A 17479-nucleotide genomic window follows, 5' to 3' on the forward strand; every position below is an offset into this window, starting at 1 on the left:
ACGGGCCGTGTTCACTCCGCCGTGAACGCGGCCCGCAGCTCTTCCTTCAACGACCGCTGGAACGCGGTCACCAGCGCCTGGATCACCATTGGCTGCATATGGGCCGACAGCGACTTCATCGTCGCCACGTGCTCGGGGTCCGACTCGCGCTCCCGGTACGGACCCCACACCTCGTCCCGGAACAGCCGGGTCAGCTCCTGCGCGGCGGAGCGGGAGTGCTCCAGCAGAACCGTGCGGGCGGCCAGGATCGTCTCGTGCGCGATCGGCACGCCGAGCAGCTCGACCCCGAGCCGCAGCAGCCCCGGGTCCACCCGGTAGCAGCCGGCGACCGGCTCCGCGCGCTCCAGCACCCCCATCGCGGCCAGCCGCGCGATGTCCTGCTCGGTCAGCGCCCGGCCGGCCCGCCGCTCCAGCTCCGCCCGCGTCGCGTCCTCCGCCGAGTCCGGTGCCCAGGACGCCACCAGGGCCCGGTGGATCGCCAGGTCGTGCGCGCTCAGATCCGGTGGCAGCTGCTCCAGGTAGCGTTCGATCGCGGCCAGCGTCATGCCCTGGTGCTGGAGCTCCTCGATGAGCGCCAGCCGGGAGAGGTGGTCGTGCCCGTAGTGCCCCACCCTGCGCGGTCCGATGACCGGGGGCGGCAGCAGCCCGCGCGTGCTGTAGAAACGCACCGTACGCACGGTCACCCCGGCCCGCGCCGCCAGCTCGTCGACGGTGAGCGTGGGTTCCTCGGCCCCGGTCGCCATATGTGCTCCTCGTGTCCGGCCCTGAGGGCGGTCCGCTGTGCGCGTGATCCACCTCGGTGCAACAGTATTGCTGTCTCACCATTGATGTGAAAGAGCCCGGTTGTCAGAGGCGCCCTCTAGCCTGAGGACATGTCCGAGATCAGGTACGTACAGGGGGATGCCACCGCGCCCCTCGGCAAGGGTGTCAAGCTGATCGTCCACGTCTGCAACGACCTGGGCGGCTGGGGCAAGGGATTCGTCCTGGCGCTCTCGCGCCGCTGGCCCGAACCCGAAGCGGCCTACCGCAGGTGGCACCGGGAGCGCGCGGACAATGACTTCTCCCTCGGCGCGGTGCAGTTCGTGCAGGTGAGCCCGTATGTCTGGGTGGCGAACATGGTGGGTCAGCGAGGGATGCGCAGAGGGAGCAGCGGGGCCCCGGTGCGTTACGAGGCGATCGAGGCGGGGCTGGACGCGGTGGCCGGCCGGGCCCGCGAGCTGGGGGCCTCGGTCCACATGCCGCGGATCGGCTGCGGGCTCGCGGGCGGGAAGTGGTCCCGGATAGAGCCCCTGATCGAGAAGCGGCTGACCGACCGGGACATACCGGTGACGGTGTACGACTTCGATTAAGGTGGTGTCCGGCCTCCTGGCGGGTGCCGAGGCGGGGCGCGGAGCGCCGGGACCTCCCGGTGTTGTTGCACCGGGCGGCTCGGTGGGCGGGGCCCTGCTGACCCTGCTCGGTCCCGGAGCGGACGAGGACGCGGTCTGCCACCTGCTGGTGGACCGGCCCGACAGCGAACCGGACGGGTTCACGGGCCCGTTCAGCGGCTCGGCGGTGACGGCGCGCCGTCCGGCCGGGCACGACCGAGGCGGCCACCGACGCGGTGACCCGTGAGACGTTCGCCGGGACCTGCGAGCAGCACCCGCCGCACCGTCGCGCCGAAGGCGGGGCGCCCACCGGACACCGGGGGCGCCCGTTGATACAGGGATACGGGGCAAGTCACTCCGTGTCGGCTCCTATGGTGGGGTGGAAGCGGCGGAACGGGAGAGGGCCCATGACGGCACGGAGCACCGACGAGACACGGCTGGCCCTGGCGCTCCGCGCGACGCCGCCCTCCGACGCGCTGAGCGAGCAGATCCTGGACGCCGCGCGCGAGCAGTTCATGACCTTCGGGCTGCGCCGCTCCACCGTCGACGACGTGGCCAAGCGCGCCAGGGTCTCGCGGGTGACCGTGTACCGGCGGATCGGCAACAAGGACAGCCTCGTCTCCGCCTGTCTGCTGCGCGAGTACCGCCGCTTCGTCGTGGAGGTGGACGAGGCAGTGGCCGCGCTGCCGACGACGGAGGACCGGCTCGTCGAGGGCTTCGCGGCGGTGCTCCGGCATATCCGCGAGCATCCGCTCATCGGCGGTCTGCTGAGGCTGGAGCCCGAGACGATGCTGCCGTTCCTGACCCTGGAGAGCGGAGGGGCCTTCCTCGCCATCCGCGAGTACCTGGCCGACCGGCTGCGTGATGCCCGCCGCGCCGAGGGCCGGCCGGCGAGCGATCCGACTCCGGTCGCCGAACTGATGGTGCGGATCACCGTCTCCTTCCTCCTCAACCCTGTCAGCTGTTTCGAGCTGGACGACGACACCCAGGTGCGGAAGTTCGCCCGTCGCTATCTGGTGCCGCTGCTCGCTGCCGGGTAGAGCCACCGGCATGGTCGTCCGCCTCGTCGGGCAGGGGTTCCACGGGGCGGTTGCGGGCCCAGTGCGGGCCGAGGTCGTCGAGCCGCCAGCCGAAGGGGTACGAACGGGGCTGCGGGCGCGCGGGAAACCTGCGTGGCCGGGCCGGCAGCCTGCGGACGCACCGTGCGCGCAGGCGCAGAGCCGCCGACGCCGACTCCTGCACCCACTGCGGCTGCGGCCGGAAGCCGAGCGCGGCCAGGAGCGGTTCGTCCAGCAGCGCGAGCGCGAATCTCGCCACCAGGGGCCGCAACGGGCGCGGATACCAGCTCGCGATCACGCGGAACGTGGCGTTCGCGACCCGCCGGTTCGCCGGGTCGTACGCGAACATCCGCTCCTCGTAGGAGTCGAGGAGCCGCTCGAACCCCTCGTACGTGTCGGGCGCCCCCTCGATGCCCATCATCGCCGCCGTCTTCCGGCCGGCTTCCACCAGCGCCTGGACCTCCTGGGTGCACAGGGGACGCCAGCCGAACCGGTCGATCCAGCGCTTCGGCCCCACGACCGTGGTCGCAAGGACATAGCGGAAGTCGTCGTCCGGAATGTTGTACTTGCCATGGATCCGGTTGAGGTGACGAGCGGCCGCCCGCCCGCGCTCCGAGTCGAAGCCGTCGGCGGCCATCTCGTACGCGATCAGCACCGTGTCGTCGTACCGCTTCTGCCCGGCCCGCTCGAACTCCTGGGTCCGGTCGAGGAGCGCGGAGATCCGGGGGACGCCGTAGTCCCGGAGGAAGGCGACGCTCACCCCCTGCCGGTAGTCCCAGGGGAACTCGTACTGAGAGATCAGCCGGAGGATCTCGGCGTAGTCGCGCGCCGGATCCATCCGGCGTATCTCGTGCAGGCGGCTGTATCGGCCCATGGTGCGCCCTCCTGTCCGGGTACCGACTCCCTCCGGGGCCGCTCTTGTCGGTTGTCGCTGTGCGACGGACCAACTCCCTTTTCTTGCAAGGGATATGAGGGTCCGTCCGGATGGGGAGTCAAAGTTACAAATACTATCGACTTGTTTCACGAGTCCCGTCAACACCGCCGACTGCACGGCGTGCGACGGGGTCCGGCAGGGGCGGGTGCGCGTGCCTCCCGAAGCGCTCGCATACTGGATCACACAGGGGGCCGGGCGCCGAGCCGGGCGCCCGCCGACCGTCGGGAGCACCGTATGAGCAGCGAACCGGACAGGGGCGTCGACCCCGTACCGCCCCCGCCCGGGGGTGTGCTGTGGAGCCTGTCCGGAGACATCCGGGCCCTGCTGATGCTGCCCGCCGCGCTCACCCTCCAGGTCGCCCACCCGGCGGTCGGCGCAGGTGTCGACGAACACTCCGTCTTCCGCACGGACCCCTGGGGGCGCGGCGAGAGGTCCCTGCGCTCGCTCCAGCTCTGGGTGTACGGGGGCGAGGAGGCGGCCGAGGAGGGGCGCAGGCTGCGCCGGCTGCACCGCACCATCCAGGGCACCGACACCCGGGGACGCCGCTACCACGCGTTGTCGCCCGCGAACTACGCGTGGGTGCACGCCACCGGCTTCCCGGTCTACCAGCACGGCGCACGCTATCTCCTGAGGCCGCTCACCGAGGCACAGGAGCGGGCGCTGTACCGGGAGTGGCTCCAGGTCGGCAGGATCCTCGGCATCCAGGACCGGGACATGCCGCAGACGATCGAGGAGTTCTGGCCGTACTTCCGCAGGGTGCTCGCCGAGGAGATCGAGGCGACCGCGGTCGTCGAGGAACTGGTCGCCACCGATCGTCCCGTTCCGCCTCCGGACCGCGGGCCGCTGCCGCTCAGGCTGCTGCTGAAGGCACTGTGGCCGGTGCTGTTCCCGCCGCTGGCCCGGTTCCGGCGCTTCGTCACCATCGGGCTGATGCCGCCGCAGGCACGCGAGGCGATCGGGCTGGAATGGACGGACGAGCAGGAGCGCGCACTGCTGCGCTTCTGCGGGGTGGTGCGGCGCGTGGTGCCCGTGCTCCCCGAGCGGCTGCGCTATCTCCCGTACGCGCGCAGGGCGCGGGCGGCCCACCGCGCGGCCGTCCGGGGCGGGGGAGGGCTCAGGCGGAAGCCCGGCGCACCAGCCCGGTCGGCGTGATCACCGATGCCGGCTCGTCGCCCCCGGCCTCGCCGTTGAGGCGGCTCATCAGCATCCGCACCATCAACCGGCCCATCCCTTCGATGTCCTGACGGACCGTCGTGAGGGGAGGATCGGTGGCCTCGGCTATCGAGACCATGTCGTCGAAGCCGACCAGGGCCACCTCGTCCGGCACCCCGCGACCGCGCTCGCGCAGCACCCGCAGGGCCCCCGAGGCCATCAGGTCGTTGGCGGCGAAGACCGCGTCCAGGCCGGGGTGGTGGTCGAGCAGTTCCGCCATCGCCCGCGCGCCGCCCTCGACGGTGAAGTCACCTTCCGCCACCAGGGCCGGATCGCCGTCGGGCAGCACATCGCGGTAGCCGTCGATGCGGTCGAGGGCCGAGGTCTGGTCGCGCGGCCCGGCGATGTGCGCGATCTGCCGCCGGCCCAGGGCGACGAGATGGCGTACGGCCTCGGCCGCGCCGCCGCGGTTGTCGCAGTCGACGTACGGGACGGCCGGTCCGGACGCGGCGCCGGGCGGGCCCGGACGGCCGCCGTAGACCGTGGGCACGGGGAACCTGCGGATGATCGCGGGGAGTTCGTCGTCGGTGTGCAGCGAGAAGGCCAGCACTCCGTCCACATGCCCCCCGGCCAGATAGCGGGCGACCCGGCCGAAGTCCCCGCTGCCCTCGACCAGAAGAAGGACCAACTGGGAGTCGTGCAGGATCAGTTCACGGCTGATGCCGCGGATCTGCCGGGAGAAGAACGGGTCGGAGAAGATCCGGGACTCCGGCTCGTCGATGATCACGGCAACCGCGCCGTTGCGCCGGGTGACCAGGGTCCGGGCGGCGTGGTTCGGTACGTAGCCGAGTTCCTCGACCGCCTTGCGTACCTGGTCCACGAGCGGCTTGCGCACCCCTGCCCCGCCGTTCACCACCCGGGAGACCGTCGCCCGGGAGACCCCGGCGCGGGCCGCCACGGCCTCCAGCGTGGGGCGGGCATCGCGAGCGGGATCGTGGGACGGACCGGGCAAAAGACGCTCCTCGTACACGCGGGACCGGGCCGGAAACGGCCGGGGCCGTCCGGGCAGCACCGACGCCCTCAGCCTAACCGGCGCCGCCGGCCCACCGCCGGGCACCACCGCCCCCACCAGGGGAAAACGGGCAGTGGTGCCCGGACCGCTCAGCGGTGGTCGTGCACGGAGTCCGTTGCCGCGATCTTCTTCCAGGAAGCGGGCCGGGAGGGCTGCCCGGCGGCATTCAGGGCGTGCGTCCCGGCCGCCGCCGGGGCCTCGGGCCGCGTCGGTCGGAACAGCCAGGCGTCGAAGAAGGCGGCGAGCGGCTTGCCCGAGACTCGCTCCGCATACGCGACGAAGTCGCTCACGCTCGCGTTCCCGTAGGCGTGCTCCGCGGGCCAGCCCTTCAGCAGCGCGAAGAACGTCTCGTCGCCCAGCTCGTTGCGCAGCGCCTGGAGCGCCAGCGCGCCCCGGTCGTAGACAGCCGCGTCGAACTGGTTGTCGGGGCCCGGGTCACCGGGCTTCACCTTCCAGAAGGCGTCGTCGGCGGGGTGCAGCGCGTAGGTGTAGTCCGCCAGTTCCTGCGCGGTGCCCTCGCCCTCCTTCTCCGACCACAGCCACTGGCTGTAGCGGGCGAACCCCTCGTTGATCCATATGTCCTTCCAGCCCTTGAGGGACACGCTGTCGCCGTACCACTGGTGCGCCAGTTCATGGACGACGACCGAGACGTTCGCACCGTTCGCGAACTGCTTCGGGCTGTAGAACGGCCGGGTCTGGGTCTCCAGGGCGAAGCCGCTCTTCACGTTGGGCGAGTAACCGCCCAGCGCCTCGAAGGGGTACGGACCGAAGACCCCCGTCAGCCACTCGGCGACCTCGGCGCTCCGCTCGATGCTGGCGCGCGCCGCCCCGGCGTTGGCACCGAGGTCCTTGCTGTACGCGTTGACGACCGGCAGCCCGTCCGACGTGGTGTCCGTGGTGATGTCGAACTTCCCGACCGCCAGCGTGGTCAGATACGTCGCCTGCGGCTTGCCGGAACGCCAGTTGAAACGGGTCCAGCCGAGCTTCGAACTCTGCGACTGCAGCGTGCCGTTGCTGATGGCCTGGGTGCCGTCCGGGACGGACACGGAGATGTCGTACGTCGCCTTGTCCAGCGGGTGGTCGTTGCTGGGGAACCACCACGCGGCCGACTCCGGCTCCTGGGCGGCGACCGCGCCGTCCGGGGTGCGGACCCAGGACGTCCAGCCGTTGATCTTCACCTCGGAGGGCTTCCCGGCGTACCGCACCACCACCGAGACGGCCCGTCCCTTCGCCAGCGGGGCTGCCGGGGTGATCTCCAGCTCCTGCTCGCCGTTCTTCACATGGCCGGCCTTCCTTCCGTTCACGCGGACCTCGGAGACATCCAGCCCGAAGTCCAGGTCGAAGCGGGAGAGTTCCTGGGTGGCCGTGGCGAGGATCGTCGCCGTGCCCTCCAGTAGATCGGTCGAGGGCTGGTATTTCAGCCGCAGGTCGTAGTGGGACACGTCGTAGCCGCCGTTGCCGCTGGCCGGGTAGTACGGATCGCCGATGCCCGGGGCGCCCACGGTGCCTTCGGCGGCCGAGGCTGGGACCGCCAGCAGCAGGGAGGCCGCGAGTGCGCTCGGGACGATGAGTCTGCGGTGCACGGATGCTCCAAGTGGTCGGGGCGAATGATCTTTCGAACCGTCACGTCGACCCTATTCAGCGACTACGGCATCAGTCGTGTCCATGCCCGCGGCTGTCACACGATCGCCATCCGGCCGCCACGGCGGCGGTACGCCTTTGCGCCGTGATCACGTCATATGTGCCGCTGATCGCCCTCTGTCGTCCGGGAGTTGACCGGGGTACCTTCCGGCCATGTCGAATCGTGTGCGAAGTCCCCGTTCGAGGTACAGATCGCTGGTGGTGGCCGTCGCCGCCCTGACGGCCGTCCTGCTCGCACCGGCAGGTGCACAGGGCGCGAGCCCCGGTCAGGAGCGGCCGACGGAGAGCAGGCCCGTCTACTCCTACGAGAACGCCGTCCGCGAATCGGTCTGGGTCGACACCGGACTGGACGGCGACGAGGACGGGCGCAGCGACCGCGTCGCCGTCGACATCGTGAGGCCGCGCGAACCCGCCCGGCAGGGCCGGAAGATCCCCGTGATCATGGACGCCAGCCCGTACTACTCCTGCTGCGGGCGCGGTAACGAGAGCCAGCTCAAGACGTACGACGCCGAGGGCCGGCCCGTCCGGTTCCCGCTCCACTACGACAACTACTTCGTGCCGCGCGGCTACGCCTTCGCCGCCGTCGATCTGGCCGGTACCAATCGCTCCGACGGCTGCGTCGACGTCGGAGGCCGCTCCGACGTGCAGTCCGCCAAGGCCGTGATCGACTGGCTGAACGGCCGCGCCCACGGCTACACCACCCGCACCGGCAACGCCCGCGCCACGGCCGGCTGGTCCGACGGCCGCACCGGAATGATCGGCAAGAGCTACGACGGCACCGTCGCCAACGGCGTCGCGGCGACCGGCGTGGAGGGGCTGCGGACCATCGTGCCGATCGGTGCCATCTCCTCCTGGTACGACTACTACTTCGCCCAGGGCGCGCCCCTCTACGACAGCGGCCCCGACTGGCTCTCCGGCTATGTGGAGAGCCCCGAGGCGCGCGGACGCTGCGCCGCTGTCCAGCAGCGCCTCGTCGACGGGGCGCCGCGCACCGGTGACTGGTCCGAGCTGTGGAGCGGGCGCGACTATGTGAAGGACGCCCGCAAGGTTCGCGCCAGCGTCTTCGCCGTCCACGGCATGCAGGACCTCAACGTCCGCACCAAGCACCTCGGCCAGTGGTGGGACGCGCTCGCCGACCGGGGCGTGGAGCGCAAGATCTGGCTCTCCCAGACCGGACATGTCGACCCGTTCGACTACCGGCGCGAGGTATGGGTCGACACGCTGCACCGCTGGTTCGACCACTATCTCCTGGGCTACGACAACGGTATCGACCGCGAGCCGATGGCGGACATCGAACGCCACCCCGACCAGTGGTCCACCGACCGGGTCTGGCCGCCCCGCACTACGCACGCCACCACCGTGCGCCCCGGCGCCGGAAGCGCGCCGGGTGTCGGCATTCTGGCCCTGCGGCCGGCCCGCCCCGGCGCCACCGAGACGTTCACCGACGACCCGGCGCAGAGCGAGACCCAGTGGGCCGCCGACCTGGACCGGACCACGAGTGCCAAGGCCGGATTCCGTACCGCGCCGCTCACCGCCGACCTCAGGCTCTCGGGATCCTCCGCGGTGACCGTCACCGTGACCCCGACCACCCCGACCGCGCACCTCTCCGCGGTCCTCGTGGACATCGGCCCCGACACCATCCGCGACTACGGCTCGTCCGGCGAGGGCATCACCACCCTCACCACCCGCAGCTGCTGGGGCGCGAGCACCACCGGGGACAGCTCCTGCTTCAAGGACACCGCGGCCAGGGCCACCACGGTCGACCGGACCGTGGTCAGCCGCGGCTGGGCCGACCTCGGTACGTATGCCTCCCCCGGGAAAGGCCGCCCGCTCATCCCGGGCCGGGCCGTCACCCTCACCATCGGCCTGGCGGCCACCGACCATGTCGTCCCGGCAGGACACCGCCTGGCCCTGATCGTCGCAGGCACCGACCGCGACCTCATCGACCCGCCCGACTCCACCCCCACGCTCACCCTCGACCTGGCCCGCACCTCCGCGAAGCTGCCGTTCGTCGGCGGCACCGGCGCCTTCGTACGGGCCACCACGGGCTCCGCGTCCGCGACGGCCGCGCCCCGGGCGGACGACGTCCAGGGCGTGGCACCGCCGCGGCCCGCCCGCCGCATCCCGGGAGGCGGCCACGCCTGACGGCACGGCGGAGTCCTCCTGGTGCCCAGCACGGTCAGCCCGGGCCGGTTCGCGATCTTCGGCGGCACGGCGATCGATCAGTGCGCCGGCGACTTCGAGATCCGGATCGGTCCGGGCGGCAGCCGGATCACCACCGAACTGTGCCCCGGCGGGTCCGCCGGGCGGCGGCTGAGGACTCGCAGGCCCGGTCCCGGCGCCGGGACCGGGCCACCGGCGGACCCGGGCCTGTCCGGCGGACCCGGCGGGACAGGCCCTAGGATCGACACCTGATGACTGCCACTCTCGTCGCCAAGGACCTCGCCGCCGGACACGGCGACCGCACACTCTTTGCCGGACTCGACCTCGTCGTCGCGCCCGGTGACGTGATCGGTCTCGTCGGAGTCAACGGGGCCGGAAAATCGTCCCTGCTCCGGCTCCTCGCCGGACTCGACCGCCCGGAGGAGGGCGAGCTGCGGCTCTCCCCTCCCACCGCCACCGTCGGCCACCTCCCCCAGGAGCCGGAGCGACGCGCGGGCGAGACCGTGCGGGAGTTCCTGGCCCGCCGCACCGGCGTCGCCGAAGCCCAGGCCGCGATGGACGCCGCGACGCAGGGCCTCGTCGACGGGACACCCGGTGCGGACGACGCGTACGCCGAAACACTGGAACGCTGGCTGGCCCTCGGCGGCGCGGACCTGGACGAGCGTGCCGAGGAGGTCGCGGCCGAGCTCGGGCTGACCGTCGGCCTCGACCTTCCGATGACCGCGCTCTCCGGAGGGCAGGCCGCCCGTGCCGGCCTGGCCTCCCTCCTCCTGTCCCGCTACGACGTCTTCCTGCTGGACGAGCCCACCAACGACCTCGACCTGGACGGCCTGGAGCGGCTGGAGCGCTATGTCTCGGGGCTCCGCGCGGGAACCGTGGTCATCAGCCACGACCGGGAATTCCTGATGCGTACGGTCACCAAGGTCCTCGAATTGGACCTGGCCCAGCAGCAGATCAACCTGTACGGCGGCGGATACGCGGCCTATCTGGAGGAGCGCGAGCGAGCCCGCAGGCACGCCCGCGAGGAGTACGAGGAGTACGCCGACAAGCGCGCCGCCCTCGAAGGGCGTGCCCAGATGCAGCGCTCCTGGATGGACAAGGGCGTCAAGAACGCCCGCCGCAAGGCAACGGACTCCGACAAGCTCGGCCGCAAGTTCCGCAGCGAGTCGAGCGAGAAGCAGGCCGCCAAGGCCCGGCAGACCCAGCGCATGATCGAACGGCTCGATGTCGTCGACGAACCGCGCAAGGAATGGGAACTGCGGATGGAGATCGCCGCCGCGCCCCGCTCCGGCTCGGTCGTGGCCACCCTGCGCGAAGCGCGGGCCGTGCGAGGGGACTTCGCGTTCGGCCCGGCATCGCTGCAGATCGACTGGGCGGACCGGGTCGCCATCACCGGTGCCAACGGGGCGGGCAAGTCCACCCTTCTCGCCGCACTCCTCGGCCGCCTCCCACTGGACTCCGGCCATGCGGCGCTCGGTTCGGGCGTGGTGGTCGGCGAGGTCGACCAGGCCCGCAAGCTCTTCCACGGCTCGGAGTCGCTCCTGGAAGCGTTCTGCGCGGCCGTACCCGACACCGAACCGGCCGAAGTGCGCACGCTGCTCGCCAAGTTCGGCCTGCGCGCCGACCATGTGATGCGCCCTGCCACGACGCTCTCCCCGGGCGAGCGCACCCGGGCGGCACTCGCCCTGCTCCAGGGCAGGGGCGTCAACCTCCTCGTGCTCGACGAGCCCACGAACCACCTCGATCTGCCCGCGATCGAGCAGCTGGAATCGGCACTGGAGTCGTACCCGGCCACGCTGCTGCTGGTCACGCACGACCGGCGCATGCTGGAAGCGGTACGGACGACCCGCCGGGTCGAGGTGGCGGAGGGAAGGGTGACAGAGATCTGATCCCGGGCTGTTCCGGCCTGGGGGTCGGTCCCAGAGGGCAAGGCGAGCGGGGAGGGGCCACGCTGCGGCGGGCCCCTCCCCGCTCGGTGACCCTGCTACCGCTTCCTGTTGCGGCCGCCCTGGTCCGGGTCCGCCAGCCCGGCCCGCCGCAGGGCGTCGGCCATCGCGCTGTTCACCGGCGCCGGTGCCGGACGGGCGGAGCCGCCGCCACCGCGCCGGTCGCGGTCCTGGCCGCCCTGCCCCTGACGCTGCCGAGGCGGCCGGCCGCCCTGGCCGCCACGCTCGCCCCGCTCACGCCTCGGGCCGCCGCCCTGGGAGCCCGCACCGGCCGCCGCCTCGTCGTCCAGCCGCAGCGTCAGCGAGATCCGCTTGCGCGGCACATCGACGTCCATGACCTTGACCTTCACGATGTCGCCCGGCTTCACGACGTCCCTCGGGTCCTTCACGAACGTCCGCGACATCGCCGACACATGCACCAGACCGTCCTGGTGCACACCGATGTCCACGAACGCGCCGAAGGCCGCGACATTGGTGACCACACCCTCCAGCACCATTCCGGAGGCCAGATCACCGATCTTCTCGACGCCCTCCTTGAAGGTGGCCGTCCTGAACGCGGGCCGCGGGTCGCGCCCCGGCTTCTCCAGCTCCTTCAGGATGTCGGTGACCGTCGGCAGCCCGAACTTCTCGTCCACGAAATCGTCGGCCCGCAGCGACCGCAGCACCCCCGTGTTGCCGATCAGTGAGGCGACTTCGCCGCCGGTCTGCTTCACCATCGCCCGCACCACCGGATACGCCTCCGGGTGCACGCTCGACGCGTCCAGCGGGTCGTCGCCCCGGATGCGCAGGAAGCCCGCGCACTGCTCGTACGCCTTCGGGCCCAGCCGTGCCACGTCCTTGAGCGCCTTGCGGGACCGGAAAGGGCCGTTGGTGTCGCGGTGCGCGACGATGTTCTCGGCGAGCCCCGAACTGATCCCGGACACCCGCGAAAGCAGCGGTGCGGAGGCGGTGTTGACGTCGACACCAACACCGTTCACGCAGTCCTCGACGACCGCGTCCAGCGAGCGCGACAGCTTCACCTCGGACAGGTCGTGCTGGTACTGGCCGACACCGATCGACTTCGGGTCGATCTTCACCAGCTCGGCGAGCGGGTCCTGCAGACGCCGTGCGATGGAGACGGCGCCGCGCAACGACACGTCCATGTCGGGGAGTTCCTGCGAGGCGAAGGCCGAAGCCGAGTAGACGGACGCCCCCGCCTCGGACACCATCACCTTGGTGAGCTTCAACTCCGGGTGCCTGTCGATGAGTTCACCGGCGAGCTTGTCGGTCTCGCGGGACGCCGTGCCATTGCCGATCGCGATCAGGTCGACGTCGTGTGCCTTCGCCAGCCGCTCCAGCGTGGCCAGCGACTGGTCCCACTTGTTCGCCGGGACGTGCGGGTGGATGACATCCGTCGCGACGACCTTGCCGGTCGCGTCGACGACGGCGACCTTCACACCCGTACGGAAACCGGGGTCGAGCCCGAGCGTGGCCCGGGTCCCGGCCGGGGCGGCGAGCAGCAGATCGCGCAGGTTCGAAGCGAAGACGCGTACCGCCTCGTCCTCCGCCGCCGTGCGCAGCCGCAGCCGCAGATCGATCCCGAGGTGCACCAGGATCCGGGTCCGCCAGGCCCAGCGAACGGTGTCGCCGAGCCACTTGTCGCCGGGGCGGCCGCGGTCGGCCACCCCGAAGCGCCGGGCGACCATGTTCTCGTACGCCGAGGGGCCGGGAGTTTCGGAGGGCTCCTCCGGCTCCAGAACCAGATCGAGCACGTCCTCCTTCTCACCCCGGAGCATCGCGAGCACCCGGTGCGAGGGCAGCGCGGTGAACGGCTCGGTGAAGTCGAAGTAGTCGGCGAACTTGGCGCCCGCCTCCTCCTTGCCGTCCCGCACCTTGGCGGCCAGCCGCCCGCGCGACCACATGCGCTCACGCAGCTCACCGATCAGATCGGCGTCCTCGGAGAACCGCTCGGTGAGGATGGCGCGGGCCCCCTCCAGCGCCGCCGCGCCGTCCGCGACGCCCTTGTCGGCGTCGACGAAGGCGGCGGCAGCGGCGAGCGGCTCGACGGACGGGTCGCCGAGCAGGCCGTCGGCGAGCGGTTCGAGTCCGGCCTCCCGGGCGATCTGCGCCTTGGTGCGCCGCTTGGGCTTGAACGGCAGATAGATGTCCTCGAGGCGCGCCTTGGTGTCGGCGGCCCGGATCTGCGCCTCCAGAGCGTCGTCCAGCTTGCCCTGCTCGCGTACCGAGTCGAGAATCGCCGTCCGGCGGTCCTCCAGCTCCCGCAGATACCGAAGCCGCTCCTCCAACGTGCGCAGCTGCGCGTCGTCGAGCATCTCGGTCGCTTCCTTGCGGTAGCGCGCGATGAACGGCACGGTCGACCCGCCGTCGAGCAGCTCGACGGCCGCCTTCACCTGCCGTTCGCGTACGCCGAGCTCCTCGGCGATCCTGCCTTCGATGGACGTCGTCACGGTTCTACCGACTCGCCTTCTCGTACTGGCTCTACTGGCTGTGCATGCCGGGGCCGGGCCCCTTCGCCTGCATTCTGCCGGGTGGCCGGGCACCGTGTCGCCCGACCACCCCAGCGGCCCGCCGTCGGGATCGGGCCGGACGGCGGCTCAGTCCTTGCCGATCAGACCGTCCGGGAACGCGCCCGCCGAGGCCGCCGTGAGCAGGAAGCCGCGTGCGAGCTCGGTCAGCCGCTCCACACCCTTCGCGCCCAGGTGCTCGTACGGGGCCGCGTCCATCCGGTCCGTGGCCTCCTCCAGCTCCGCCCGGAGCGCGGTGCCCGCCTGCGTCAACTCGCCCTCGGCGTCCAGGAGTCCGCGCCCGCGCAGCCGTTCGCAGGCGGCGTCCCAGTCCTCGCGGCGCCAGCCGCGGGTGGCGAGCACCCAGCGCGGGGACATCCCCTTGCCGGTCGCCGTGTGGCTGACCAGGGCCTCCAACGGGTCGAGCCCGGCGGTCAGGAGTGCGGCGAGATGGCCGTCGCCGCGGTGTTCGCGCAGCAGCGTGGCGGCGTGCCAGTACGCCAGATGCGGCTCCTCGGGCATCGGGAGATCGGCATGGGCGGCGTAGAGCGGCCGGGCGTGTCGGGTGCACCCCTCGGCCGCGCGCAGCGCCAGTTCCGCCGCCTCGGCCAGTTCCGGGGAGACGATGATCTCCTCGCCCAGCAGCCGCCGCAGGGTGGCGTCGGCGGCACGCAGCCGGGCGTCCAGGACCGCCTGCGGAGAGGCGACGGACCAGACTGCGGGCAGATGCCGGGCCACCAGGTCGTGGTTGAAGTTGTAGAACGTCGCGGTGACCGCGCCCGGTCCGACGGCCCCCAGCGCGGCCGAACGCGCGACGAAATAGGCGGCGTTCGAGTCGTCGATGCCGAGCTCTCCGAGCTCCTTGCCGAGGTCGGGGGAGAAGTAGACCGTCGAGTGCAGCGGGTTGATGGCGTGGTGACAGTGGCGTCCGGCGCGAGGCGGCAGAGTACTCATGACGGCACATTACCGACCGGTTGGTACGCGCGGTAACCCCGGACGGGGCCGGAACCACGACAACCCTGCCATGGCAGAAAAGGTGGGTTCTTCGTCATTGCGGCCATATGCGGGGGCCGCCAGGATGACAGCCATGACGCAGCGATCCGTACTCGTCGTCCTCTACGACGGCGTCCAGAGCCTCGATGTCACCGGGCCGGTGGAGGTCTTCGCCGGGGCCTCCCGCCTCCCCGGGGCCGGATACGGACTGCGCACCGCCTCGCTCGACGGCGCCCCCGTCCGCACCTGCAGCGGTCTCGTCCTCGTCCCGGACGGTGCCCTGGCCGACGCCGAGCCGCCCCACACCCTGCTCGTCCCGGGCGGTGAGGGCACCCGCGCCCCGGACCCGGCTCTCGTCGACTGGCTGCGGGACCATGCCCCGCAGGCCGAGCGGCTCGTCTCCGTCTGCACGGGCGCGCTGCTGCTCGCCGGGGCCGGACTGCTGGACGGGCACCGGGTGACCACGCACTGGACGGTCTGCGACCACCTCGCCCGCAACCATCCGGCCGTCGAGGTCGACCCGGACCCGATCTTCGTGCGCGACGGCCGGCTGGTCACCTCCGCCGGGGTCACCGCCGGAATCGATCTGGCCCTCGCACTCGTCGAGGAGGACCACGGCAGGGACATCGCGCTCAGCATCGCCCGGCATCTCGTGGTCTTTCTGCGCAGACCCGGCAACCAGGCCCAGTTCAGCGCCCAGCTCACCGCCCAGACCGCCCGGCGCGAACCGCTGCGCGCTGTCCAGCACTGGATCACCGAGAACCCCGGCGAGGACCTCTGCGTGGAGGCACTCGCCGCGCGGGCCCGGCTTTCGCCCCGCCATTTCGCGCGCGTCTTCCGGGCCGAGACGGGCCTCACGCCGGGCCGCTACGTCGACCGCGTACGCCTCGAACAGGCCCGCAGACTGCTGGAGGACACCACCGACGGTGTCTCCGGCGTCTCCCGCGCCTGCGGTTACGGCACCCCGGAGGCCATGCGCCGCGCGTTCGTCAAGGCACTGGGCACCACCCCCGCCGAATACCGCCGGCGCTTTCGTACCCGGCCCGCCGCCGAACCCGGCCCGCCACCGGGTCGACCGACCACCTGACCGACCGGCCGACTGACCACCTGACCGCCGGGCCGACCGACCACCTGACCGCCGCACCGCTCGACCGCCCGACCGAGAAAGGGAACACATGCAGATCGCCATCGTCCTCTTCGACCGCTTCACCGCACTCGACGCGGTGGGCCCCCACGAAATGCTCGCCCGCACTCCCGGCGCCGACACCGTGTTCGTCGCCGAACGGACCGGCCCGGTGCGCAGTGACACCGGCACCCTCGCGCTCGTCGCGGACCAGACCTTCGCCGAGGTACCGGCACCGGACGTGGTGGTCGTGCCCGGTGGGCCCGGCCAGCGCGAACAGATGGAGAACGAGGCGCTGCTCGGCTGGCTGCGCACCGCCGATTCCACCAGCACCTGGACCACCTCCGTCTGCACCGGCTCGCTGCTGCTCGCCGCGGCCGGACTGCTGTCGGGCCGACGCGCCACCTCGCACTGGCTCCTGCTGGACACGCTGAAGGAACTCGGCGCCGAGCCGACCGGCGAGCGCGTCGTCGTCGACGGCAAGTACGTCACCGCGGCGGGCGTCTCGTCCGGCATCGACATGGGGCTCACCCTGGCGGGCCGGATCGCGGGCGACGAACACGCCCTGGCCGTACAGCTGCTGACCGAGTACGACCCGCAGCCGCCCTACGACGCGGGTTCGCCGGAGAAGGCACCGGCGGCCATGGTCGAGAGCTTCCGCGCCCAGCGCCACTACCTCCTCCGGTAGGGCGCGCTCCGTCAGGCGGTCCAGGTGAAGTGCGGCGCGCGCCGCTCCAGGAAGGCGGCGACCCCCTCGGCGGTGTCGCCGCTGCGGCGCGCCTGCTCCGCCCAGTACGCGTCCCGGTCCTCGCGCCCGGCGGCGAACTCCTTCGCCGCCGCCTGCGTCAGCTGCGAACGGGCCGTCAGGGTCATCGCGTACGCCTCGACCCGCTTGTCCAGCTCACCGGCCGGCAGCACCTCGTCCACCAGACCGGTGCGCAGCGCCCGCGCGGTGTCGATCAGCTCGCCGGAGAACAGCAGGTGCTTCGCGGTGGCCGGGCCGGTCAGCGCCACCAGCCGCCGGGTCGACGACGCCGCGTACACGACGCCGAGCTTGGCCGGCGTGACGCCGAAGGAGGCGCCCTCCTCCGCGAACCGCAGATCACAGGCGACCGCCAGCTGGCTGCCGCCGCCCACGCAGTAGCCCCGGACCGCCGCGAGCGTCGGCCTGGGGAACGCGGCCAGCGCCTCCTCGGCCGCCACGGCGAGCGACTGCGGATCGTCCGCCGCCTCCCGCAGCGAGGAGATGTCCGCTCCGGCGCAGAAGGTGTCCCCGGCACCCGTCAGCACCAGCACCCGGACCGCGGGATCGGCCGCCAGCCGCTCCAGCAGACCGGGCAGTGCGCTCCACATCGCGGTCGTCATCGCATTGCGTTTGGCGGGGTTGCTGATGACGACGGTGGCGACGCCGTCCGCGACGGTGTGCTCCAGTCCGGGTTCCGTACGGTCCATGCGCCGGATGCTATCCGTACGGTTCGAACCTATGATCAAGAAGGGGTCGCCGATCCGGTACGTACCCCGAGGAG

General features: G+C 71.8%; 16 protein-coding genes. 9 read left to right on the plus strand and 7 right to left on the minus strand.

The annotated features are described in order from the left end of the window. Positions 1-11: 11 nt before the first annotated feature. A complete protein-coding gene (locus IE107_RS01040) occupies positions 12-743 on the minus strand; it encodes a MerR family transcriptional regulator (RefSeq protein WP_189539939.1) in 732 nt (243 codons plus the stop codon). A gap of 129 nt (positions 744-872) precedes the next feature. On the opposite strand from IE107_RS01040, the gene IE107_RS01045 reads away from it, so the two are divergent. From IE107_RS01045 to IE107_RS01055, 3 genes are all read left to right on the plus strand, one after another. Then, on the plus strand, positions 873-1349 hold the full coding sequence (locus IE107_RS01045; RefSeq protein ID WP_189539941.1) for a macro domain-containing protein: 477 nt from the start codon (positions 873-875) through the stop codon (positions 1347-1349). Between the two features lie 4 nt (positions 1350-1353). Further along, positions 1354-1614, plus strand: coding sequence for a hypothetical protein (locus IE107_RS01050; RefSeq protein WP_189539943.1), 261 nt, complete (start codon positions 1354-1356; stop codon positions 1612-1614). Between the two features lie 160 nt (positions 1615-1774). Beyond that, complete coding sequence (locus tag IE107_RS01055; protein WP_189539945.1) at positions 1775-2407, plus strand: TetR/AcrR family transcriptional regulator; 633 nt, start codon at positions 1775-1777, stop codon at positions 2405-2407. Here IE107_RS01055 and IE107_RS01060 read toward each other — a convergent pair. Then, positions 2325-3299 carry an oxygenase MpaB family protein gene (locus IE107_RS01060; protein WP_229866635.1) on the minus strand — a complete coding sequence of 325 codons (975 nt, stop codon included), beginning with the start codon at positions 3297-3299 and terminating at the stop codon, positions 2325-2327. The genes IE107_RS01055 and IE107_RS01060 overlap by 83 nt on opposite strands. A 294-nt stretch (positions 3300-3593) precedes the next feature. On the opposite strand from IE107_RS01060, the gene IE107_RS01065 reads away from it, so the two are divergent. Further along, a complete protein-coding gene (locus tag IE107_RS01065; protein ID WP_189539946.1) occupies positions 3594-4511 on the plus strand; it encodes an oxygenase MpaB family protein in 918 nt (305 codons plus the stop codon). Here the strand turns inward: IE107_RS01065 and IE107_RS01070 are convergent. Both IE107_RS01070 and IE107_RS01075 read right to left on the minus strand, forming a co-directional pair. Then, positions 4474-5523 (minus strand): LacI family DNA-binding transcriptional regulator, encoded by a 1050-nt coding sequence (locus tag IE107_RS01070; RefSeq protein WP_189539948.1) that lies wholly within the window; start codon positions 5521-5523, stop codon positions 4474-4476. The two genes, IE107_RS01065 and IE107_RS01070, sit on opposite strands and share 38 nt — an antisense overlap. 149 nt (positions 5524-5672) lie before the next feature. After that, positions 5673-7166: a M1 family metallopeptidase gene (locus tag IE107_RS01075; protein WP_189539950.1), complete on the minus strand. Its 1494-nt coding sequence runs from the start codon at positions 7164-7166 to the stop codon at positions 5673-5675. A gap of 211 nt (positions 7167-7377) precedes the next feature. On the opposite strand from IE107_RS01075, the gene IE107_RS01080 reads away from it, so the two are divergent. The 3 genes from IE107_RS01080 to IE107_RS01090 are packed head-to-tail and all read left to right on the plus strand — an operon-like array spanning position 7378 to position 11276. Next, on the plus strand, positions 7378-9369 hold the full coding sequence (locus IE107_RS01080) for a Xaa-Pro dipeptidyl-peptidase (RefSeq protein ID WP_189539952.1): 1992 nt from the start codon (positions 7378-7380) through the stop codon (positions 9367-9369). A 21-nt stretch (positions 9370-9390) separates the two neighbouring features. Then, entirely contained in the window at positions 9391-9639 is a 249-nt protein-coding gene (locus IE107_RS01085; protein WP_189539954.1) for a hypothetical protein, read from the plus strand. Beyond that, on the plus strand, positions 9639-11276 hold the full coding sequence (locus IE107_RS01090) for an ABC-F family ATP-binding cassette domain-containing protein (protein WP_189539956.1): 1638 nt from the start codon (positions 9639-9641) through the stop codon (positions 11274-11276). Before IE107_RS01085 ends, IE107_RS01090 begins: the two co-directional genes overlap by 1 nt. A gap of 95 nt (positions 11277-11371) precedes the next feature. On the opposite strand, the gene IE107_RS01095 is transcribed toward IE107_RS01090, so the two are convergent. Next, positions 11372-13780, minus strand: coding sequence for a Tex family protein (locus tag IE107_RS01095; protein ID WP_189539958.1), 2409 nt, complete (start codon positions 13778-13780; stop codon positions 11372-11374). A gap of 147 nt (positions 13781-13927) precedes the next feature. Then, complete coding sequence (locus IE107_RS01100; protein WP_189539960.1) at positions 13928-14791, minus strand: SCO6745 family protein; 864 nt, start codon at positions 14789-14791, stop codon at positions 13928-13930. Between the two features lie 133 nt (positions 14792-14924). On the opposite strand from IE107_RS01100, the gene IE107_RS01105 reads away from it, so the two are divergent. Together IE107_RS01105 and IE107_RS01110 are read left to right on the plus strand one after the other, a co-directional pair. After that, complete coding sequence (locus IE107_RS01105; protein ID WP_189539962.1) at positions 14925-15917, plus strand: GlxA family transcriptional regulator; 993 nt, start codon at positions 14925-14927, stop codon at positions 15915-15917. 88 nt (positions 15918-16005) lie between these two features. Further along, positions 16006-16641 (plus strand): DJ-1/PfpI family protein, encoded by a 636-nt coding sequence (locus tag IE107_RS01110; RefSeq protein WP_189539964.1) that lies wholly within the window; start codon positions 16006-16008, stop codon positions 16639-16641. 11 nt (positions 16642-16652) lie between these two features. Here the strand turns inward: IE107_RS01110 and IE107_RS01115 are convergent, their stop codons facing one another. Beyond that, complete coding sequence (locus IE107_RS01115; protein WP_189539966.1) at positions 16653-17405, minus strand: enoyl-CoA hydratase/isomerase family protein; 753 nt, start codon at positions 17403-17405, stop codon at positions 16653-16655. Positions 17406-17479: the final 74 nt, after the last annotated feature.

Origin of the sequence: Streptomyces gelaticus (assembly GCF_014649535.1) — a bacterium.
GTDB classification, from domain to species: Bacteria; Actinomycetota; Actinomycetes; order Streptomycetales; family Streptomycetaceae; genus Streptomyces; species Streptomyces gelaticus.